23 protein-coding genes are annotated in these 20,535 nt (G+C 31.8%); 9 read left to right on the forward strand and 14 right to left on the reverse strand.

The window, feature by feature from the left end:
- Positions 1–23 precede the first annotated feature (23 nt).
- From AMD28_RS01475 to AMD28_RS01510, 8 genes are all read left to right on the forward strand, one after another.
- On the forward strand, positions 24–470 hold the full coding sequence (locus AMD28_RS01475; protein ID WP_055442384.1) for a FixH family protein: 447 nt from the start codon (positions 24–26) through the stop codon (positions 468–470).
- An 11-nt stretch (positions 471–481) separates the two neighbouring features.
- A complete protein-coding gene (locus AMD28_RS01480; RefSeq protein ID WP_055442385.1) occupies positions 482–1,183 on the forward strand; it encodes a sulfite exporter TauE/SafE family protein in 702 nt (233 codons plus the stop codon).
- A gap of 59 nt (positions 1,184–1,242) precedes the next feature.
- Positions 1,243–2,670 (forward strand): pyridoxal phosphate-dependent decarboxylase family protein, encoded by a 1,428-nt coding sequence (locus tag AMD28_RS01485; RefSeq protein ID WP_055442386.1) that lies wholly within the window; start codon positions 1,243–1,245, stop codon positions 2,668–2,670.
- A gap of 94 nt (positions 2,671–2,764) precedes the next feature.
- Positions 2,765–3,184, forward strand: a complete 420-nt coding sequence (locus AMD28_RS01490) for a CBS domain-containing protein (RefSeq protein ID WP_055442387.1) — start codon at positions 2,765–2,767, stop codon at positions 3,182–3,184.
- 129 nt (positions 3,185–3,313) lie between these two features.
- Positions 3,314–3,748, forward strand: coding sequence for an RrF2 family transcriptional regulator (locus AMD28_RS01495; protein ID WP_055442388.1), 435 nt, complete (start codon positions 3,314–3,316; stop codon positions 3,746–3,748).
- A 123-nt stretch (positions 3,749–3,871) separates the two neighbouring features.
- Entirely contained in the window at positions 3,872–4,603 is a 732-nt protein-coding gene (gene ric / locus AMD28_RS01500) for an iron-sulfur cluster repair di-iron protein (protein WP_055442389.1), read from the forward strand.
- A gap of 116 nt (positions 4,604–4,719) precedes the next feature.
- On the forward strand, positions 4,720–5,931 hold the full coding sequence (locus AMD28_RS01505; protein ID WP_055442390.1) for a hypothetical protein: 1,212 nt from the start codon (positions 4,720–4,722) through the stop codon (positions 5,929–5,931).
- Complete coding sequence (locus tag AMD28_RS01510) at positions 5,903–6,364, forward strand: hemerythrin domain-containing protein (protein ID WP_055442391.1); 462 nt, start codon at positions 5,903–5,905, stop codon at positions 6,362–6,364. The genes AMD28_RS01505 and AMD28_RS01510 overlap by 29 nt, the downstream gene beginning before the upstream one ends.
- 80 nt (positions 6,365–6,444) lie before the next feature.
- On the opposite strand, the gene AMD28_RS01515 is transcribed toward AMD28_RS01510, so the two are convergent.
- The 4 genes from AMD28_RS01515 to nirK all read right to left on the reverse strand — a co-directional run bounded on the left by AMD28_RS01515 (position 6,445) and on the right by nirK (position 10,866).
- On the reverse strand, positions 6,445–7,704 hold the full coding sequence (locus AMD28_RS01515; protein ID WP_055442392.1) for an alginate export family protein: 1,260 nt from the start codon (positions 7,702–7,704) through the stop codon (positions 6,445–6,447).
- Between the two features lie 51 nt (positions 7,705–7,755).
- A complete protein-coding gene (locus AMD28_RS01520) occupies positions 7,756–8,472 on the reverse strand; it encodes an SCO family protein (protein ID WP_055442393.1) in 717 nt (238 codons plus the stop codon).
- Between the two features lie 160 nt (positions 8,473–8,632).
- Positions 8,633–9,415, reverse strand: a complete 783-nt coding sequence (locus tag AMD28_RS01525; RefSeq protein ID WP_055442394.1) for a formylglycine-generating enzyme family protein — start codon at positions 9,413–9,415, stop codon at positions 8,633–8,635.
- Positions 9,416–9,423: 8 nt separating this feature from the next.
- Entirely contained in the window at positions 9,424–10,866 is a 1,443-nt protein-coding gene (gene nirK / locus AMD28_RS01530; RefSeq protein ID WP_055442395.1) for a copper-containing nitrite reductase, read from the reverse strand.
- Between the two features lie 235 nt (positions 10,867–11,101).
- On the opposite strand from nirK, the gene AMD28_RS01535 reads away from it, so the two are divergent.
- Positions 11,102–11,923 carry a universal stress protein gene (locus tag AMD28_RS01535; RefSeq protein ID WP_055442396.1) on the forward strand — a complete coding sequence of 274 codons (822 nt, stop codon included), beginning with the start codon at positions 11,102–11,104 and terminating at the stop codon, positions 11,921–11,923.
- A 10-nt stretch (positions 11,924–11,933) separates the two neighbouring features.
- Here the strand turns inward: AMD28_RS01535 and AMD28_RS01540 are convergent, their stop codons facing one another.
- The 10 genes from AMD28_RS01540 to AMD28_RS01585 form a co-directional block, all read right to left on the reverse strand.
- Positions 11,934–12,383, reverse strand: coding sequence for a hypothetical protein (locus tag AMD28_RS01540; protein ID WP_055442397.1), 450 nt, complete (start codon positions 12,381–12,383; stop codon positions 11,934–11,936).
- 30 nt (positions 12,384–12,413) lie between these two features.
- Positions 12,414–13,196 carry an ABC transporter permease gene (locus AMD28_RS01545; RefSeq protein WP_055442398.1) on the reverse strand — a complete coding sequence of 261 codons (783 nt, stop codon included), beginning with the start codon at positions 13,194–13,196 and terminating at the stop codon, positions 12,414–12,416.
- Complete coding sequence (locus tag AMD28_RS01550; RefSeq protein ID WP_055442399.1) at positions 13,189–13,896, reverse strand: ABC transporter ATP-binding protein; 708 nt, start codon at positions 13,894–13,896, stop codon at positions 13,189–13,191. The genes AMD28_RS01545 and AMD28_RS01550 overlap by 8 nt, the downstream gene beginning before the upstream one ends.
- Positions 13,890–15,125: a nitrous oxide reductase family maturation protein NosD gene (locus AMD28_RS01555; protein ID WP_055442400.1), complete on the reverse strand. Its 1,236-nt coding sequence runs from the start codon at positions 15,123–15,125 to the stop codon at positions 13,890–13,892. Before AMD28_RS01555 ends, AMD28_RS01550 begins: the two co-directional genes overlap by 7 nt.
- 4 nt (positions 15,126–15,129) lie before the next feature.
- Positions 15,130–15,567, reverse strand: coding sequence for a nitrous oxide reductase accessory protein NosL (locus AMD28_RS01560; protein ID WP_055442401.1), 438 nt, complete (start codon positions 15,565–15,567; stop codon positions 15,130–15,132).
- A gap of 29 nt (positions 15,568–15,596) precedes the next feature.
- Positions 15,597–16,214: a hypothetical protein gene (locus tag AMD28_RS01565; protein ID WP_055442402.1), complete on the reverse strand. Its 618-nt coding sequence runs from the start codon at positions 16,212–16,214 to the stop codon at positions 15,597–15,599.
- Between the two features lie 154 nt (positions 16,215–16,368).
- Entirely contained in the window at positions 16,369–18,339 is a 1,971-nt protein-coding gene (gene nosZ / locus AMD28_RS01570) for a Sec-dependent nitrous-oxide reductase (RefSeq protein WP_055442403.1), read from the reverse strand.
- A 29-nt stretch (positions 18,340–18,368) separates the two neighbouring features.
- On the reverse strand, positions 18,369–18,938 hold the full coding sequence (locus AMD28_RS01575; RefSeq protein ID WP_055442404.1) for a fasciclin domain-containing protein: 570 nt from the start codon (positions 18,936–18,938) through the stop codon (positions 18,369–18,371).
- A 9-nt stretch (positions 18,939–18,947) separates the two neighbouring features.
- On the reverse strand, positions 18,948–19,448 hold the full coding sequence (locus AMD28_RS01580; protein ID WP_055442405.1) for a c-type cytochrome: 501 nt from the start codon (positions 19,446–19,448) through the stop codon (positions 18,948–18,950).
- A gap of 245 nt (positions 19,449–19,693) precedes the next feature.
- Positions 19,694–20,527: a universal stress protein gene (locus AMD28_RS01585; RefSeq protein ID WP_055442406.1), complete on the reverse strand. Its 834-nt coding sequence runs from the start codon at positions 20,525–20,527 to the stop codon at positions 19,694–19,696.
- Positions 20,528–20,535: the final 8 nt, after the last annotated feature.

Genomic DNA, 20,535 nt, shown 5'->3' on the forward strand with positions numbered 1-20,535 from the left:
GGGAATAAAAAAATAAATTTGCAATGAAAATAAATTGGGGAACAGGAATCGTAATCGCTTTTGTAGCATTTATAAGCTTCATCATGTATTTTATTATCACCATGATGACAGATAGTAAATATGACCATGATTTAGTAACCGAAGATTACTATAAACAAGAATTACAGTTTCAAGATGATATTAATAAAGAAACAAATGCGCAAGATTTAGCAGAAAACCTAAGCTGGAAAAAAACAGCAGAAGGTGTTATTATTATATTCCCAGAAAACCTTCAAAAAGAAAATATTACAGGAAAAGTGTTCCTATATAGACCATCTAATAAACAATTTGATTTTGAAATTCCGATTTCACTATCAAACCACAATTTGCTCATACCTGACAAACGTTTGTTAGATGGTCGTTGGAACATTAAAGTAGATTGGCAATATAACGGAAAAAACTATCTCTACAAAAAAGAGATTATTTACTAAAACAGCAAAGTATGCTTTGGTCTGCACTCATTTTCGGATTACTAGGAAGTTTCCATTGCGTTGGTATGTGTGGTCCTATTGCATTTATGCTACCAGTAGACAGAACTAATTCTACAAAAAAAGTAATACAAATATTCACGTATCATTTTGGTCGATTGTTAGCATATTCGCTAATTGGTTTATTCTTCGGCTTGGTTGGTAAAAGTCTTTATATCTTTGGAATCCAGCAACAACTATCTATTTTTTTAGGGATTCTGATGATAGTTGTTGTGGTGATTCCCTCAAGAATATTTAACAAATACAACTTCTCAAAACCTATTTATAAAATCATTTCCAAAGTAAAATCTTCTTTAGGTAAAGCTTTAAAAAAGAAAACTGCAGATACCTTTTTAACTATTGGTTTTTTAAATGGATTTTTACCTTGCGGACTAGTATATATGGCTGTTTTTGCTTCATTAGCAATGCAAAGCGCATGGCAAGGAAGTTTATATATGGCGTTGTTTGGTTTAGGTACCATCCCATTAATGACTTCTGCTATTTATTTAGGTAAATTTTTAAATACCAAAATGAAGCAACGTATTCAAAAAGGGATTCCTATTTTTGTAGTAATTATAGGATTATTATTTATTCTTCGTGGTTTAGGTTTAGGTATTCCGTACCTCTCTCCTGCTCCAATAGTTGATATTGCATCTAGTGCAATAGATTGTCACTAAATTAGTGGCTTTTTATAAAGCGTACTTCCTATTCATATAACAATACAAAAATGCCCTTCATGGACAATTCGCATAAACTGCAATTAAGTAAAGAAGAAATGAAACAATATGGTTATCAAGTAATTGATACTATTGTTGAACATTTTGATACCGAAAATTCTAAAAAACCAGTTTCACTAGCTTCTAGAGAAGAAATGGATTTGCTTTTTAAAACGGAAGCTCCTGAAGAACCTACCAATTATAAAGAAGTATTAGACTTTGTTACTGCAAAAGTATTACCAAATAGTAGTATTGTTACCCATCCAAAATCTTATTCTTTTGTTCCAGGACCAAGCAATTTTGTTAGTGTTATGGCAGATACGTTAGCTACAGGTTTCAATATATTTTCTGGAGGTTGGGCTGCTTCTCCTGCTGCTGCAGAATTAGAAATTGTAACTATGAACTGGTTATTAAAACTATTTAAATTTCCGACTACAAAAGGTGGTGGAATTTTCACCAGTGGTGGCTCTATGGCAAATCTAACCGCTTTAGTTACCGCAAGAAGACAACGTTGTGGCGACGATTTTTCGAAAGCTATTATTTATCTTTCCGATCAAGCACACTCTTCTAATATAAAAGCAATTCGTGTTTTAGGATTTAAAAAAGAACAAATACGAATTATCCCTACCGATATCGAATTTAAAATGGCCATTAATAAACTTAAAAATGCCATTGCCAAAGATCGATTAGAAGGCTTACAACCGTTTTGTATTATCGCTTCCGCTGGAACAACAAATACAGGAACTGTAGATCCTTTAAACGAAATTGCTAAAATATGTAAGACCGAAAAACTTTGGTTTCATATTGATGGTGCCTATGGTGGAGCTGCTATTTTATCCAAAAAAGGAAGCAAACTTTTAAAAGGAATTGAAAAGGCGGATTCTGTGGCAATAGATCCGCATAAATGGTTATACCAACCTTATGAAATGGGTTGTTTATTAGTTAGAAATCACAAATGGCTAAGTGAAACTTTTACCGAAAAACCAGAGTATTTAAGAGATATTGAAGGAAATCAATCGGAAATAAATTTTTACGATCATGGTATTCAACTTACAAGGCGTTTTAGAGCTTTAAAGTTTTATATGTCGATGAAAACCTTCGGACTTTCCGCATTTAAAAAAGCGGTTTCCTATTCTATTGATTTAGCCGAAGAGGTAGAAGCCGATTTACGAAAAAGTGCAAATTGGGAAGTAGTATCTCCAGCTACACTTGCCGTAATTAATTTTAGATACAATCCCATAGGAAAAAATTATTCTGAAAAACAGTTAGACGCTATCAATCAAGAAATTTCTAAAAGAGTGGTAGACTCTAGAGAAGCTTTATTAGTAACTACCGTTTTACAAAATCAAGTGGTTTTACGCATGTGTTTAATAAACCCAAGAACTACATTTGAAGATGTAAAAGACACGCTAAAATCTTGTGAAGCTTTTGCTTTGGAAATTATTTAATTTTCGTTTAAAACAATTGGTTTAACTGACTTTTATCATATTTATTTTTTGCGTTTTAAACTATCTTTAGTATAGAATTTAAAACCAAGATATTATGAGAAAAAGAATACCAGTTTCGACTATTATGACAAGAGATGTAATTACACTTAATCATACCGATGATTTAGATGTAGCTGAAAAATTATTCAAAAAAAATAATATTCGTCATATTCCAGTGGTAAGCGGAGAGAAAATAATTGGTATGTTAAGTTATACCGATTTATTACGAATTAGTTTTGCCGATGCTATTGATGAAGACGAAAATGATGTGGATACCGTAGTATATAATATGTTTACTATAGAACAAGTAATGGCAAAAAATTTAACAAGTATTACTTCAAATACAACCATTAAAGAAGTTGCAGAAATATTAGCAGAAAAAGAATTTCATGCATTACCTGTAGTAGATAATGACAAGTTAATTGGAATTGTTACTACTACAGATTTAATAAACTACTTGATAGAACAGTTTTAACATATAGGTAACAAAATAGGAAATCGCTTGGTAAAAATGCCAAGCGATTTTTTTAACAAATAATTAATTAGGATAAATATGTCTTAATTAGAATATTGTTTATCTTTGTAAAAGAAAAAAAAGAATTATATGTTTTCAAAAGCTTGTGAGTATGGAATAAGAGCATCTATTTTTATTGCGAAAAATTCGTTTGAAGGGAAACTAGTTTCTCCTAAAGAAATTTCGGAAGAAATAAACTCTCCTAAAGCTTTTACGGCAAAAATTTTACAAGCATTAGTTAGACATGATCTTATTAAATCTGTAAAAGGTGCTTATGGCGGTTTTATTATTGATAAAGATACTATTGCATCCATAAAACTTACTCAAATAGTAGAAGCTATTGATGGTGACAAAATTTATAGTGGTTGCGGATTAGGTTTAGAGAAATGCGATGAGAATCATCCCTGTCCTATGCATGATAAATTCAAAGTGATACGTGATGAATTAAAGCACATGTTAGAAACTACTAATTTAGAAGAACTAGCATTAGGCATAAAATCTGGAGCTTCCTTTTTAAAGATCTAAAAAAAATTTGAATATAAATAGGATAAAATTATCCGAAATAAAAAAAGCCTTAACGCTCTTAATAAATAAAAAATCAAGCAGATCAAAGGCTAACATTTTTACCAATATTAAAACAAACACATTATGGAAACATTACAAAAAAATACGCAGAAACAAATAGGTGAATTTGTAGCAGACGACTTTAGAACTGCTGCTGTTTTTTCAAAATACAAAATAGATTTCTGCTGTAATGGTAACAGAACGATTGAAGAAGCTTGCGAGAAAAAAGGAATAGATAGCAATAGGTTAGCCGAAGAATTAGAGGCTGTTTTAAACTCGAAAACGGATCAATCTATAGATTACAAATCTTGGCCTTTAGATTTACTAGCAGAATATATTGAAAAGAAACACCATAGATATGTGGAAGAGAAAATCCCTGTTTTACGTCAGTTTTTAGATAAACTTTGTCGTGTACACGGCGAGCGTCACCCAGAACTGTTTAAAATAAACGAATTATTTACGGCTTCTGCTGACGAATTAACAGCACACATGAAAAAAGAAGAACTCATCCTCTTCCCTTTTGTAAAAAGAATGGTGAAGGCAAAACTAGATCACGTAGCAATACAATCACCACAATTTGGAACCGTTGAAAATCCAATTGCCATGATGATGCATGAGCACGATACCGAAGGAGAACGCTTTAGAGAAATAGCAGAACTTACCGATAATTATACGCCACCAGCAGATGCTTGTAACACCTATAAAGTAACTTTTGCAATGCTGGATGAGTTTGAAAAAGATTTGCATTTACACATACATTTGGAAAATAATATTTTATTTCCGGAAGCAATAAAACTAGAGCAACAATTTGATTAATAGCAATTTATAATTTGTAACTTTAGTACTTAGAAAATCCTGGAACATTTCCCTAAACATGTTCCGGGATTTTTATTAATACATACCCCTTTACGTAAAGATTATTTTTTATTATAATGCAAAAAAAACTAATTCTTGTTTGTTTAATTAACTTCTTCATTGCAGCTCTAATGGGGTTAGCGCTACGATTTTCGGTTATCGAATCTATTGGTTTAAATTATCGCTTTTTAACACACGCACATTCGCATGTTGCCATGTTAGGTTGGGTTTATCTCATGTTGTTTACACTTATTGTACATTATTTTATTCCAGATAAAAAACCTATTTATAGTCGTTTATTTTGGCTGACCGAATTTGCTGTTATTGGCATGATGATCAGCTTTCCCTTTCAAGGGTATGCTACAGTTTCCATTTCCTTTTCTACCTTACATATATTTTGTAGTTACTATTTTGCTTATCTCATTTGGAAAAACCACAAAACCGAATCGGTAGTAACCAACAAACTACTAAAGGCTTCGCTCCTATTTATGGTGCTTTCTACACTTGGTGTTTGGTGTTTGGGACCAGCGGTTTCGATACTCGGACAAGCATCTGCTTTTTACCAAATAGCCATTCAGTTCTTTTTACATTTTCAGTTTAACGGTTGGTTTTTAATTGCTGTTATTGCTGTGTTTTTTCATTTACTTCAGATTGAAGACTCTAAACTTTTTAGAGTATTCTTCAGCCTATTAATTGCTTCTACTATTTTAACTTTTGCTTTACCAGTGCAATGGTTTGCACCACATAAAACACTACTTTTTATTAATGCAGTTGGTATCTTTTTACAACTTGCTAGCCTTTATACCTTTTTAAAAATTATCAAGCCTAATCTGTTGAACCATGTAAGCGCAAAGCCTAAAATAGTACTCTATCTCTATTTTTTTAGTGTCGTATGTTTTTGCCTAAAAACACTTTTACAAGCACTTACTCTTATTCCTGAGTTTTCACTAGTGGTATTCGAACATCGCAACTTTATAATTGGATTTATTCATTTAATGATGCTTGGTATTATTAGTGGTTTCTTATTTTCGTTTATATTAAACACTCGCTTAGTCCGATTTACAAAATCGTTATATATAGGGATTTACAGTTTTCTTTTAGGCTTCCTATTAACCGAAATGCTATTACTTATTCAAGGTTGTAAATTTTACTTTGGAGAAGGAATTCTTACCAATTACTATCTTTTATTATTTCTATTTAGTATTTTATTACCACTAGGAATTCTTTTTATTTTATTACATATTATTAAAACAAAACAAGATGCAACACAAACCACAAAAACGTCATAAAGCACTACAACCATTAAGTAGAGAGCATCATCATGGATTACTATTATCCTGGAAAATTAGATCTGGATTCAGCAAGAATATTGCCCCAGAACGCATAAGAACGTACGCTAATTGGTTTTTTGAAACACACTTGATTCCGCATTTTGAAATGGAAGAAGCACATATTTTCACTATTCTAGAAGAAAAGCACGAACTTATAAAAAAGGCTTTAGCAGATCACAAGCATATAAAAGGTTTGTTTGCTGAAACCGAAGACCATGCCATAACGTTAAGTAAAATAGAAGAAGCTTTAGAACAACACATCCGATTTGAAGAACGCGTTTTATTTCCCGAAATACAAAAAATTGCTACGGAAGCACAAATGCTTCAGATAGAAAAAATACATCAACCAGAATCTTTTGAAGACAATCTGGAAGATGTATTTTGGAAGTAATTAAAAACATAAAGCTGTTAGATTATAAAAACCTAACAGCTCTAGAAAATGCAGTTTAGAAATAAATACGAAACTGTATCTTACTCTTTTTTAAATGTTGTTTTAAATAAACTCGGCTTAACCGTTATCATTAACCAAGCCCAATTGTTTGTATTATCCGTATTTCCACCTTTTAAAACTTCCATTGTCTCTGTAGCAAACATCTGTGAATATCCTGCTTGAAAACTAACATCTTTAGTCCATTTATAACCTAAAACCAAATCGAGTTCTGTACCTAAAACATTATCCATTTCTTTTCCGGAAGCATCCACAACCGTTGCTGCTGAAGAAAAAACATGAGGAATTAATTTTGCTGAAAACTTATCTTTTTGATATGCTATAGTTGCATTAACATCTAATAATCCTACCGAATTTATATGGTTTCCGACATAAAAATAATCCATAAAACCATTAAATTTATGGTTGGTACCAAACCAAGGATTAAAAGATTTTATTTTATTTTCGGTACTATTACTATCTGCTCCAGAAAGGTATTCGACACCTAATCCTGTTTTAAATTTTTCGTTAATTGTATAAAACACATTTCCTGCAATGTTAAAAGCATTCAAACTTGTGTTTGCTATTTTTCCGGTTTGATAATACATAGAAGCATCAGCTTGTAACTTATTTTTCTTGTAGTTCATATGCGTACCCAAAGTTTGGTTATAAGCTACTTTTTGTTCGTCATCTGCATCATAAGCTAAGCCGTTATTCAGTATTAAAAAACTCAAATCAACAGCGTCCAATTTCGTATGATACCAAGCGTATTGAAAAGCTTTGTAATTATCTACTGTATAGTCTGTATCAAACAACGTTTCCGCATTTTCATTAAAAGCGATTCCAATATCTAATTGATTATTTTCATTTGGTGTATAGGTAGCAACAAATGCATCATGACTTCTGGCTTGTTGTGCCCAACCAACGTTTCCAAAGATTCTATGGTCATCATAAACAATTTCTTGTCGTCCAAATTTCAAAGACAATTTAGGATCTAAATATAATTTTGCCCACGCTTCGTGTATTGCTGTTCCATTGGCATCTGAAGTAGATAATGTTGCAACATCTCCCCAAACTCTAACATTTTGTACTGCCAAATACATCTGTAATTTTTCGCTTTTATAACCAAAATTTAATCGCGTACGCTGCGATATAAATGTTGCAGCATCTGCATCATCTGCGATTAAGGTTTTGTAACCATGTCTATATTCAAAACGTGGTCTTAATTCTGTTGAAATTTCAAATTCTTGTGCGTAAGAAGTCATTACAACTCCTAAACATAGGATTGTTAATATACTTTTCATTTTTAGTTCTGTTTTTTACCTGTAAGTTTTTTTTAAACCTTGTAGGATATTTTACTGTGTAAGTTCTAGAATGGTATCTACGGTATCTTTATTATTTACACCTAAACCTTCTTGTTGGTGTATTAATTCGCCTTTAGTATTAAAGACACTTATTATATTAGAATGTGAAAAATCTATTGGTGAAATCTGCTTGTATTTCATAGCAAGTACATTCGCAAATTCACGAACACCGCTTTCGGTTCCTTGTAAAAAAGTCCATTGCTCATCATCCATAAGATTTTCAATAGCAAAAGCTTTTAAACGTTCTGGTGTATCAGTTTCTGGATCGATACTTATTAGTACAAAATTTAAATCCTTTAGATTTTCCTTTGGGATTTCCGCTTCTATATTTCGCATATCTGCTACTAAACGAGGACAAGCAGCTTTACAAGAAGTATAAATCATGACCATCACTAAAGTTTTTCCTTTTAGATCTTTAAGCTGAATCACCTCACCTTCTTCGGTATTCCATTTAGAAGTTAAATTGAAAATGGATGCTTCCGAAATTTCATTCGTTTCCAATACTTTTGAAGCTTTTTCTACGGGTTTCAAATCCATATTACAAACAGGACAACTACCAGCTTCGCTATAGGTTTTTGCGCCTTCGCATTGCATAGGACATTGATAAACTGCTAATGCTTCCGAAGTATTTTTAGAAGTTTTAGAATTGCAAGCCGTAAAAGCAATTGTCATTACTAAGACTGAAAAAATTATTTTTAAGTGTTTCATTTTTTATTCGATTTTAATACCTGATAAACTTCAAAATGATGAGTTAAATTCGTTTCTATTTCCTTTACATATCCATATAAAATAGGACCTTAACTAATGCTATGCTTATATTTTCTATCTCATCTAAAGAAAATACTATTCAAATTTACCTTCAATAATTTTAAAATTCATTTGGTATATCTTTAACACATCTAAACCCTAAATTCTTCATAGAGTATTTGGCTTTTAAACTTCCGCGAATAGCATAGCGCATAAAAGCAGCATAATTCATTAAATCTGTAGCATTAACGGCAGCACTTCCGCAGAACAAATTATTGTCTTTATCTACATCTTTTCTCGATTCTCCAGAAATTAAAACCGAATTAAAATCCAGCGTCCATTCCCAAACCAAACCATGTAAATCATGAACTCCCCAAAAATTTTCAGGATGGAGTCCAATCGTATTTTCATTGGTTCTTGGTGCTTCATACCAAGCAAGAATTTCGGCATTATATTCGGGTTTAACCCTTGCATCTTTTGTGGTTTTATCTGCCATTGCAGCATATTCCCATTCATCTATCGTTGGTAAGCGTTTACCTTGACATTCGCAATAGTCTTTCGCTGCAAACCAAGACACATAAGTAACTGGACTGTTAGGTTTTTCAGAATCTTTTAGTTCCGTATCGGATTTCCAATTCACTAAATATCCTTTATCTGCAAATAAACTAATGACATTCGATTTTTGCCATTTCGGATATTTTTTTATAAAATCTACATATTCGGAATTGGTTACTGGATATACATCCATTTCAAAATCTTTAACCGCAACTACTGTAGAATCTCTTCCGTATAGCGGTAAATACCGACTACCTTTAATAGAAACCATGCCTTCAGACTGTGCATAAAGCATCGTTTGAAACACTAACAAAACAAACAAAATTCTAAAGGCCTGGCTTTTTATCATTTTAAAAATTATTTACTTTTTTTAACTTTATCTACCATTTCTTTGGTCACAACGGTTTTGTTATTTCCCCAACTGTTATAAACATAAGTCAAAACATTTGCTATTTCATCTGTAGATAACATTTGTCTGGTCATTACACTATTATATTTTTTACCATTAACGGTGATTTCTCCTGTTTTTCCGTGTAAAACAATTCCGATAGCACGACTTACATCTGCATTTAAATAATCGGAATTTGCTAAAGGAGGAAACGCATTTGGAATACCTTGTCCTTCTGCTTGATGACAAGCAAAACAGGTTTGCATATATGCATTTTTACCAAATTCCATTTGCTCTTCAAAAGATTTTGCTGGAATTTCTGATGCAACCACTTCGTCTGTCGTAGGCATACTTTGAATTCCAGGACCTTCTGGTAAATAAATATCATCTCTAATTTCCCCAGAATATATTTTCTTGTTTTCTTCACCTTCTACTTTAAGCATTCCTAAAGCACCTTTATTAAAGGCTCTAAATATGGAGTGATCTACTATAATAAAAGTTCCAGGTACATCGACACGAAATTCTACCATTGCTGCACCACCAGCAGGAATCAAAGTAGTTTGTACATTTTCATTAATTAAATCGCCACCTTCAACATGTACTCTGTCGAAAATCTCACCAATAACATGAAAAGAAGATACTAGACCTGGTCCGCCATTACCGACAAACAATCTTACCGTTTCTCCTACTTTTGCAGTAATTGCATTATCTCCTGTAAGTGCACCAACTTTACCATTAAATACTACATAATCTGCTTTTTCATCTACTGCTTTTTGCATATCAAAAGGTTGTAAACCACGTTCTCCATTTGCACCTTTAGTATAGAAATCTCCTTGCATGATGTAGTATTCTTTATCTACTGGAGGTAAACCGCCTTCTGGTTCCACTAAAATTAGTCCATACATTCCGTTAGCAATATGCATTCCTACTGGAGCAGTTGCACAATGGTACACATACAATCCTGGATTTAAAGTTTTAAAAGAAAACACTTTTTCATGTCCGGGAGCTACAAAAGAAGATTCTGCTCCTCCTCCAGGACCTGTAACTGCATGCATATCTATATTATGAGGCAGTTTATTATCTGGGTGATTTTGTAAATGAAACTCTACCTCATCGCCAACTCTAGTTCTTATAAAGCTACCAGGTACTGTTCCGCCAAACGTCCAATACATATATTCTACTCCATCTGTCATTTCTCCTACTTTTTCTAGGATTTCCATTTTAACGATAAGTTTTTTTGCTTTACGTCTTCCCACTGGAGTTGGTACGTGTGGTGGCGAAGTTAATTCTGCTAGCATTTCTCTATTCACAGGAATATCTTCTGTATTTGCATATTCTGTTTCTTTGTTATTAAAGCAACTAACCATGGTTAGTGTTAAAATAAGCATCATTAATTTTAGTATTGTTTTCATATTAGTTAGTTTTAATTTATTAGGCGAAATTAAAGCAAAGATGAATCTTAAAACATGATAAATATCACAATAAGGACTTTTTTGTCCTCTTTATTTTTTACACTTCAAATTACATAATAAAAGTTAGATAATTCAGGTTGCAAATCAGTTAGTTACCAATAAATCACAAAGCTGATTTAAGTCATATTACTTAAATTATTTTTATAATATCTTTAGAAAATAAATACTAAACATCATGAAAAACATACTATTACTATCGGATTTTTCTATTAATTCAGAAAATGCAATACATTATGCTATGCACTTTTTTAAAAATGAAAAATGCACCTTTCATGTTATGCATATACATAAAATAGGAAGTTTTACATCGGATGATTTAATGAACTCTCCAAAAGAAAGTATTTATGAATCTATCACTAAAGAGCCTAAAGAAAAGCTGCAAGCACTTGTTGAAAATTTAAAAAGCGAATTTAATAATCCGAATTATAGTTTTGAAACGATTATAGATTTCGATGTTTTTATTGATGCTATAAATCAGGCTATCAGAAACCAAAAAATAGATTTTGTTGTTATGGGAACCAATGGTGCTTCGGGGGTTAAAGAAGTTCTTTTTGGTAGCAATACGATTAACGTAGTTAGAAAAGTACAGTGCAAAACGCTAATCATTCCTGAAGGATATACTTATACTCCAATTAAAAAATTATTATTACCATTAGATCCCCAGGATACTATTGGTGGAAAACAATTTACAGATCTCTTAGGATTTATAGAAACCTACCAATTACACCTGGATGTTTTAAGAGTGAATCCGAATACCGAAAACACCGAAATAGAACAAGAAGACCTATCTAATTTAGCGCTTTTTGATTGTAGCTATCAGGTAGTAAATGAAGTACCAATGGATTTTGCTTTATCTAGTTATATGCAAACAAACACCATCGATTTCCTTGCATTATTTGTTAAAAACGAAGGTTTTTTTGAACACTTATTTTCTAAAGCAAACACGAAGATTAACCTTTCTAAAATAAGTAAACCAATACTGGTATTACATCCTTAAAAGGAATTAATTACAATTTAAAATAAAGAAAATAGTCTTTAATTAATCCTTCTAGTTTTGCTAATGAAGCTTCTCCTTCTGTATTATTTTTAGCCTCTTTTAAGTTAGAAATTTCATCTAGCATAGGAACTAAAACTACATGCAATTGATCATGAGGTTCACCAACCATACTGCAGTTTTTAATAATATAACTGGTTTGTTTAGCTAGCTTTTTACCCAAAGCATTGTAATCTTTGTTTGTTTCGGTTTTAAACGCTTCAATCATTGCATTCATTTTTACAACGCCTCCTTGGGTTTCTGGGTTAGCAAGCCATTTGTTACCATGATTCAATCTTAGTTGCAAAGTATCTAATAATGAAATTTCTTTGGTTTCCTTCGTTTTAGTTTGTCCCTTTTTATTTTCGGTATTACAACCAAAGACAAATGCTAAAAGAAGTATTATTACAATTTTCACCTTCATAATTTATATTATTTAATTGATAATGACGACTTAAAAGTCTTTTTTCTTCGCTTTAAAAACGATTCTTAAAACAGGTAATATTACCCAAACGGTTAACATAAAGAAAGATACAACAAGTCCGAAACTTGTACCAAAGAATTGTTTAAAAACAGCTCCTGTGTATCCTAACAATGCCGAAATATCTAGCTTTAATAATATAAGTGTTCTGGATAAATCTATTGGATTTAACATGGTTCCAATTAAGGATAATTTGTCTAGTGGATAATCTTCGAACATAATTAATGTCATTAAAAATAGTCCGTCATAAATAACAGCAAGAAACAGCCAAAGTAAGATAGCATAACCAAAACCTTTAATTTTATTTTCGTTGGAAAGGGCAATATTAAAAGCTAATGCCGTAAATATTAAAGTTAAAAAGGTTCCTGTAATTAGTAACAATGAAAAGTCCCAAATGGCACTACTTTCAAACAAACCATAAAAGACAAACGGAATACCTAAACCTAGAATTAAGCTCATAGAAAGCGATAAAGCGACACCTAGATATTGTCCTAAAAATATGGATGATCTTTTTATGGGTTGTGCTAAAAGGAGCTCTGTAAATTCCTGGGAATTATAATAATACATGACACCAAAAATGGTTCCTATTAAAGGCACAAGAACAATGATAACATTCATTAAAGTAATTACTGCTTTAGATAAGTCGTTGTTTAAAAATAGTAGAACAACACCAAGCAATAAATAGAATGCAAAGTAGACGTAACTCCAACGACTACGCATTAAATCGAAAAAACTATATTTTAATATTTTAAGCATGATTATCTGTTAATATAGACGCAATTGCATGTTCGAAATCGGGTTGATTGGTCTTGGTTTTTAATTCGGATATTGGTCCTTTAAAGTAAATTTTCCCTTCCAGAATAAATACTATTTCATCGGATATTTCTTCCACAAAACTCATGATGTGCGAAGTAATAAGTATTGTTTTTCCTTTGGCTTTTTCGGCTTTGATTAAATCTTTTAAACGGATTAGCGAAATTGGATCTAAACCTGTTGTTGGCTCGTCTAAAATAATTAACGGACTATTAAACATAAAGGTTAAAACGAGGTTCACTTTTTGCTTGGTTCCTCCAGAAAGGTTTCCTAGTTTTTTGTCTAAAAAAGGTTCTAATCGAAACAATTCTATTAGGCGTTGATCTTCGTCTGTAGGTTTACGTAAATCTTTAATCATTTTAATTAATTCCCTCACTTTCAAATTACTTGGAAAGTTGGCTATTTGCGGTAAATAATCAATTTTATGTCTATACTCTGAGTTTTTCTTAATGTTTTCGCCAAGTACTGTGATATCGCCTTTATTGGGAATAACCATACCTAAAACCGATTTAATTAATGTGGTTTTACCAGAACCATTTGGTCCTAGAATAGCAAAAATACCACCTTCACTGATGTTTAAATCCACACCACTTAAGACCTGGTTTTTGCCGAATTTTTTATGTAAATTTTGAATGGTTACCATGTTAATTTTTTAATTAGTGGATTATTGTCTAATAAATCATCTGGTGTAAATACTGGGGATACTTTTTCAGAAAAATCAATAATATCTATAAACATACTTCGCAATAAAATAATGGTTTCTGGTGTGCGATTTACAATATATGAAAACAGTTTTACTGGTCTAAAAGGAATATCTCCTATGCCATTTTTATCGAGATCATAACCGGTGTAATTAGACCAAAAATTCTTATCAAAAATATTATCATTTACATTACTATTGTACGCAATATCAAAAGAGTTGTATAAAAAATTATTTTCGGTAAACGTATTGGTGTAACAGGCTCCTTTTACTTTAATTGCCCAACCATTATTTGAAAAATTATTGTGTTTATAGATAATTCGATTAGAACCTTCTATGTTGATGCCAATGGTGTTATCTTCAAAGGTATTACCAATAATTTCGGCATCATTAATTTCTTTAAGTAACATACCATACGATGCGGTTCCCCAATTTTCTTTAAAAAGGTTATTGTACATTTTTATACGTTTGGAAAACATAACCGCTACTCCTGCACCATTGTTTTCAAAAGTATTGTCTTGGTAGATATCGTCATTAGAGAACATAAAATGTAATCCGTAACGTACATTTAAAGTACTAACATTATTCTTAATAAGACAATCATCAGAGAATTCTAAATAAATTCCGTCACGAACATGTTGCACAAAATTGTGTTCAATTTCTACATTTTTACTATACCAAAGTTGAATTCCATTTCCGGAATTGTATTCTTCCACGGCATCCCCAATAATCTTATTATGATAGACTTTACCATCTCTTGACTTTTCGATATAAATTCCGAAGAAAAGCTTTTCTAAAACTAAGTTCTGAATCACAAAATTTTTGCTGTTTTTTACGCGAATAGCAGCATAGTCTTCGGTATAACTGGTACCTACATTTATAATGAATAATCCGTCAACGGTTACATCATCTGAAATTATGGTAATTATCTCTCCTTTTAATTCCCCATCAATGACTGGATATTTTTCACCAATTATAGTCAGTGGTTTATCCACTATAATCGCATGTTCTTTGTAGGTTCCTTTTTTAATTATTATGGTATCAAAATCTTTGGCTTGCGTTATAGCACTTTGAATTGTAGAAACAGTACACGTTTTGCAAACAGTTATGGTTTGAGCAATACTTGACCAAGCCATAAAAATGGCTATAAAAAAAAGGATTCGGTTTTTCATGAGACTAGTTTTTTAAATGATCTAGTAGCTCTGTCCAAGAATATAATTCTCCACCCTTTTCTGTTTGTATTTTTTCTGCTTCCGAACGATTTTTAAAAGCGGTTAAAAATGCTCCCATTGGACTAGGAATCTTTTTACTTATTAAATACGTTGCTTTTGTAGCATCTGTAAAAGTTTCTGGTTTTGAAAAATAATTTGTTAGGTATAATTCTATTTCAGAAGTATCAAACTCGTCCAAATAATTAACCATACATTCTGTTGCATCAAATTTGTAAGCTTTACCTTTTTTGGTAACAAACTCTGCTGCATGCACTTTATCTACGATGGTCATTTTACAAAAATGACAACCATCGCTACCATATTCTATGGGTTTAGGAGATACATTACAGCTTATAAAACTTAAAAATAATATGAAAATAGAATAGTGTTTTAGTGTTTTCATTTTTTTAGTGTTTTGAAAATATAAAATTACTATGTTTTTTTATTTAAACTTGTTTTTCGTCCTAACCAAAAAGCAACAAGTGTTAAAGACATCCCTATAAACATTAGATATCCGCCAGTATGAGGCAAAGAAGTAACATCAAAGTTTAATAGTTTTTTAAAACCAATAAGTGGTGGTTTATATGACATTGGTGTTCCATCAGCATTGGTTACTTTTATGATTGCATGTGGATCTAAATTCCCTCCATAATCTACTAACCAATTGTTAAAGTCGTACATCCCTAGAATTCCTAGTACGGACATAAATAGAAACCAGCCTAGAAAATATTTATAGCTAACTTTCTCAAAATAGCCTAACAGACCAATAATAACACCTAGCATAGCCATGCCAAATATAACTTTTGGAAACATGGAGAATTCCCACATTTCGTCTGCTTTTGGTATGGTTTTCATACCAATATAGTGATTTAATCCGTCAATATTTTGTAAATCAAATTCGGACACGCCTTTAATACCATCAATATAAATATTCATTCCTAAAGGATCTGGATATTGAGGTGCTCCAAGCATAATATTCCATAACGGAAATTTAAAAAGCCCTAATAACAGTAATGAACCTATAATCATTATAATGCTAGCCTTTTTCATGATGTGTTGTATTTAATGTAGAGTAATCAGTGAGGTTTCTGTATAAACAGAATAAAGTGTTTAAAAAAAGAAAGGCGAGAGCGAAAATTCAACTCTCGCCTTAATTAGAGAAATAAACACTAAAACAAAATTTCTCTAATTCTTTTACTATTAATTATTCAATATCTTCTCCAAGAGACCACTTAATTGGTGTGTCTGAATTTGCAGCAGAGACTCTAATATAACCTTGCATTTCTTGGTGCAATGCAGAACAGAAATCAGTACAGTAAAATGGCCATACACCAACTTGTTTTGGTTCCCAAACAGATGTTTTTGTTTGTCCTGGCATAACTAGTAATTCTGAATTGTTTTGACCTATTACCGCAAATCCATGAGGTACATCAAAATCTTGTTCTAAATTAGTAACGTGGAAGTATACTTTGTCTCCTACTTTTATACCTTCAATATTATCTGGTGAGAAGTGACTTCTAATAGTTGTTAAGTAGATATGTACATTTTTACCATCTCTAACCACTTTAGTGTCTGCATCTGATTTAGCAGCATAAGGATGCTTGTTATCTGCTAACTTATAGATTTTTTGAGATTGTGCTTTAATAATACCTGCTTCCATTGCAGCAGCATAATGTGGCTCTCCATGTGTTGGGAAATCTAAAAGTAATTCCATCTTATCTCCAGAAATATCATACAATTGTGCAGAGTGCTCCATTTCTGGACCTGTTGGTAAATAACGATCTTTTGTTATTTTATTCATTGCAAACATGTATTTACCTTGTGGTTTTCCTGAATTTCCTCCAGGGATAGTTAAGTGACCAACAGAATAATATGTAGGTTTTCTATCTACAACTTCCCAAGTACCTAATTTCCATTTTACAACTTCTGAAGAAATAAAGAATGTAGTATATGCATTTCCTTTTCCATCAAACTCTGTATGTAATGGTCCTAATCCTGGTTGTTCTACAACTCCAGCTAAAACATCTTCGAAATTTAAAATTGGAATTCCGTACGCTTCACCAGCAAACTTTTTGTTTTCAATAGCATCTAACATTTTTGTAAACGAATGCACCGTTAAATTAGCCGATAGCTTACCATTACCTACAATATATTCTCCAGAAGGATCTACATCACAACCGTGAGGTGATTTTGGTGTTGGAATAAAATAAACAGCTCCAGGAACTTCTATTGGATTTACAACACGAACTTCTTTCTTCATAGTAGAAGTTGCGGTATGTGTATGCTCATCATATACATTATGTGCATAATTAGCAGGCATCATAGTTCCACCTCCATTATTTACATATTCTTCAATTTTTTTCCAATTAATAGCTGCAATAAAATCTTTATCATTTTGTGAAGCATTCACCTCTAAAAGCGTGTTAGCCTCTTCTGTATTATATGTTGTAAAGAAGAACCAACCATGAGATTTCCCACGTCCTGGATGTGATAAATCGTAGTTAAATCCTGGCATTAAAACTTGGAATTTAATATCCATGTTTCCTGTTTCTGGTGCTACACTAATAAAAGATAAGGCACCTTGAAAGTTTCCTTTATAATCTTTAATTGGCATATCACGTTGCGGAATTGGAACAGAAAAACGTGTTCCTGCCACTACATACTCTGTATTTTCAGTTACAAATGAAGAACTGTGATTACCTGCACTATTTGGTACCTCTATAATTTCTTCGGTTTCAAATGTGGTAAGACTAAGTCTTGCAATACGTGGTGTATTGTTTTCATTTATAAATAGCCAACGACCATCTAACTCTCCTTTAGATTGCGAAATATCTGGATGATGCGCATCTCCCCAAGGGATAAATCCATGAGAAGTGTTTAACATTGGTTTTGTTTCTTCTGAATACCCATAACCTGAGGTTGGAAATTGTGAAAACACAGGGATTTCTTTAAACATTCTACCAGAAGGTAAACCGTATACCGTTACGTTACCACTATAACCTCCAGATAAAAAGGCATAATGCGAATCGTACTCTCCTGGAGCAACATAAACTTTTTCGGCAATATTACTTGCTAATGCACCAGACTTTGACCCTGATTTATTCCCATTATTACAACTTGTAAATCCTAAAAGGATAACAAACATTGCAATGCTTGATGTTAGTAAATTTTTCATTGTTTTTAAATTTTTAGTTAGTGTTTTAATTAATCAGTTGGAGGTAATAAAACTTTATCAATGATGTGTACAATTCCGTTTCCAGCTTTTACACTTCCTAATATTTTTGCTCCTCCAATCATTGGTTCTCCATCTACAACTTCCACTTTTACATAGTCATTATTAGCTTGTCCTAGTTTTTTAAATTTCTTTAAAAAGTCTTTCGAATAATTACCAGGTGTTACATGATACTTTAAAATATTAGCCAAAGCATCTTTATTTTCTGGTTTCAATAAATTTTCAACCGTACCTTCTGGTAATGCTGCAAAAGCTTCGTTTGTTGGCGCAAAGACCATTAGTGGTCCTGCATTTACTAAAACATTTTCTAACTGAGCTGCTTGAACAGCTGCCACTAAAGTGGTATGATCTTTAGATCCCATTGCGATACTCAAAACAGTAGAACTTTGGTCATCTTCAATAAAAGCTTGTCCTGTTTTTTGTGATGTTACTTCCGTTTTCACTTCGGTATCTGTGGCAGAAGTACTTTGATTATTGTCTTTACAAGAACTTACTAAAGCTAAAGTTGCAAAAACAAGTAAGAAGTTTTGGATTGGTTTCATAACTATTTATTAAAGGGTTCTAAAATATTCTAAAACAGCTCTTGCTTCTTTTTCTGTAAGATGTTGGTTTGCCATAGGTGCACCATTAAACTCCATCAATAACTCTTTTGCTAATGGATCTTCTTTTACCATTTGCTCTGGATTTAAAATCATATTCATTACCCATTCTGGAGTACGTCTTTCTAAAATACCTGTTGGTGCTGGACCAATAAATTTTTTATCTGCTCTATGACAAGCTGTACACATTTTTTTGTAAACATCTGCACCATGTGTAGCCATTGCTTGATCTACCTCTGCTCCAAGTGTTACAGATTTAATTGGACCGACACCTTTATTAGATAAATCTATTTTTTTAGATGCTAGAACTTTTTCTGCTTTAGGCGTTGTAGTTTTTTCTGTTGTTGCCTTTTTTTGATAAGAGAATCCTTCTTTTTTCTTTTCTTCTTTGCCTCCACAACTTACTAGAAGTGTTACAAATAATACCATCAATAATTTTAGTGTTGTTTTCATCTGTTTTAGTTAATTGTTTATTTAATACCTCAAAATTACCTAGAATAATTCTTTTAAAATATGACATTTATCATATTTAGGATAAATTTGTCTTAATTAAAATCAAACATAAAAATAGCCAAACTAGGTTTGGCTATTTACTCACTTTAAAAAATTTAATTAACTAACTATAAGACCTCTTTAAAGTGAAAATTTTATATTTTTTAATTTCATTTTCTAGAAAAAATACTAGAAATTAATTTCTGTTAAATTTTAAATGTCATCACTGGTAAAGTAGAATGGTTTGCAATATCTTCAGAAATACTACCTTCAAAGAAATGAGCTAAACCTTTTCTACCATGTGTTGCAACTGCTACTAAATCTGCTCCTATTATATTAGAATAATTTAAAACCCCTTTTTCTATAGAATAATCATTTACGTAAGCTACCTGTTTCATTTTATCCAGATTACCTTCAGCTGCTTTTAAAAAGCCTGCCACACGTTTTTCTATTTCCGTAGAACTTCTAAATTGATTATCTGGAAGGTTTACATATACCAAATGCATTTTAGCATCTAAAGCTTCAAACATTTTACTTGCATTTAAATATGGTTTTATTGCATCTTCAGAAAAATCGGAAGCAAAGATCACATTTTCAAAATCGGTTAAAATAGGATTATGTTTAATTACTAATACCGGAATATTAGAGTGTCTTACTACTTTTTCTGTATTAGAACCAACAAGTACTTCTTTTAATCCGCTTGCTCCATGAGAACCCATTACTATTAAATCTGCATCGTGTTCTTTAGCTACTTCACTAACTTCACTAAACACTTTAAAATGTTTTACTAATGGCGTTACCTTAACATCTTTTAAATACTCTTTATCTAAAAAACCTTGAAACTTTTGTTCTGCAAGTTTTAAGTAGAAAACAGTTTCTTCTTGTTGCATATTTTCAGCATTAGAGATAAGTGCATTAGAAAGTTCTAGCATGTGTAGTGCTAAAATTTCTGCATCATATTTTTTAGCTAAAAAAGCAGCGGTTTCTAATGCATATTCTGAATGTTCAGAAAAATCTATTGGTACAATAATTTTTTTCATGATTTTTT

This window comes from Lacinutrix himadriensis (assembly GCF_001418105.1).
GTDB classification, from domain to species: Bacteria; Bacteroidota; Bacteroidia; order Flavobacteriales; family Flavobacteriaceae; genus Oceanihabitans; species Oceanihabitans himadriense.

Bases quoted from the DNA above. Each gene is read 5' to 3' on its own strand.
- AMD28_RS01475 (WP_055442384.1), top strand. From the start codon at position 24: ATGAAAATAAATTGGGGAACAGGAATCGTAATCGCTTTTGTAGCATTT.
- AMD28_RS01480 (WP_055442385.1), top strand. From the start codon at position 482: ATGCTTTGGTCTGCACTCATTTTCGGATTACTAGGAAGTTTCCATTGC.
- AMD28_RS01485 (WP_055442386.1), top strand. From the start codon at position 1,243: ATGGACAATTCGCATAAACTGCAATTAAGTAAAGAAGAAATGAAACAA.
- AMD28_RS01490 (WP_055442387.1), top strand. From the start codon at position 2,765: ATGAGAAAAAGAATACCAGTTTCGACTATTATGACAAGAGATGTAATT.
- AMD28_RS01495 (WP_055442388.1), top strand. From the start codon at position 3,314: ATGTTTTCAAAAGCTTGTGAGTATGGAATAAGAGCATCTATTTTTATT.
- ric (WP_055442389.1), top strand. From the start codon at position 3,872: ATGGAAACATTACAAAAAAATACGCAGAAACAAATAGGTGAATTTGTA.
- AMD28_RS01505 (WP_055442390.1), top strand. From the start codon at position 4,720: ATGCAAAAAAAACTAATTCTTGTTTGTTTAATTAACTTCTTCATTGCA.
- AMD28_RS01510 (WP_055442391.1), top strand. From the start codon at position 5,903: ATGCAACACAAACCACAAAAACGTCATAAAGCACTACAACCATTAAGT.
- AMD28_RS01515 (WP_055442392.1), bottom strand. From the start codon at position 7,704: ATGAAAAGTATATTAACAATCCTATGTTTAGGAGTTGTAATGACTTCT.
- AMD28_RS01520 (WP_055442393.1), bottom strand. From the start codon at position 8,472: ATGAAACACTTAAAAATAATTTTTTCAGTCTTAGTAATGACAATTGCT.
- AMD28_RS01525 (WP_055442394.1), bottom strand. From the start codon at position 9,415: ATGATAAAAAGCCAGGCCTTTAGAATTTTGTTTGTTTTGTTAGTGTTT.
- nirK (WP_055442395.1), bottom strand. From the start codon at position 10,866: ATGAAAACAATACTAAAATTAATGATGCTTATTTTAACACTAACCATG.
- AMD28_RS01535 (WP_055442396.1), top strand. From the start codon at position 11,102: ATGAAAAACATACTATTACTATCGGATTTTTCTATTAATTCAGAAAAT.
- AMD28_RS01540 (WP_055442397.1), bottom strand. From the start codon at position 12,383: ATGAAGGTGAAAATTGTAATAATACTTCTTTTAGCATTTGTCTTTGGT.
- AMD28_RS01545 (WP_055442398.1), bottom strand. From the start codon at position 13,196: ATGCTTAAAATATTAAAATATAGTTTTTTCGATTTAATGCGTAGTCGT.
- AMD28_RS01550 (WP_055442399.1), bottom strand. From the start codon at position 13,896: ATGGTAACCATTCAAAATTTACATAAAAAATTCGGCAAAAACCAGGTC.
- AMD28_RS01555 (WP_055442400.1), bottom strand. From the start codon at position 15,125: ATGAAAAACCGAATCCTTTTTTTTATAGCCATTTTTATGGCTTGGTCA.
- AMD28_RS01560 (WP_055442401.1), bottom strand. From the start codon at position 15,567: ATGAAAACACTAAAACACTATTCTATTTTCATATTATTTTTAAGTTTT.
- AMD28_RS01565 (WP_055442402.1), bottom strand. From the start codon at position 16,214: ATGAAAAAGGCTAGCATTATAATGATTATAGGTTCATTACTGTTATTA.
- nosZ (WP_055442403.1), bottom strand. From the start codon at position 18,339: ATGAAAAATTTACTAACATCAAGCATTGCAATGTTTGTTATCCTTTTA.
- AMD28_RS01575 (WP_055442404.1), bottom strand. From the start codon at position 18,938: ATGAAACCAATCCAAAACTTCTTACTTGTTTTTGCAACTTTAGCTTTA.
- AMD28_RS01580 (WP_055442405.1), bottom strand. From the start codon at position 19,448: ATGAAAACAACACTAAAATTATTGATGGTATTATTTGTAACACTTCTA.
- AMD28_RS01585 (WP_055442406.1), bottom strand. From the start codon at position 20,527: ATGAAAAAAATTATTGTACCAATAGATTTTTCTGAACATTCAGAATAT.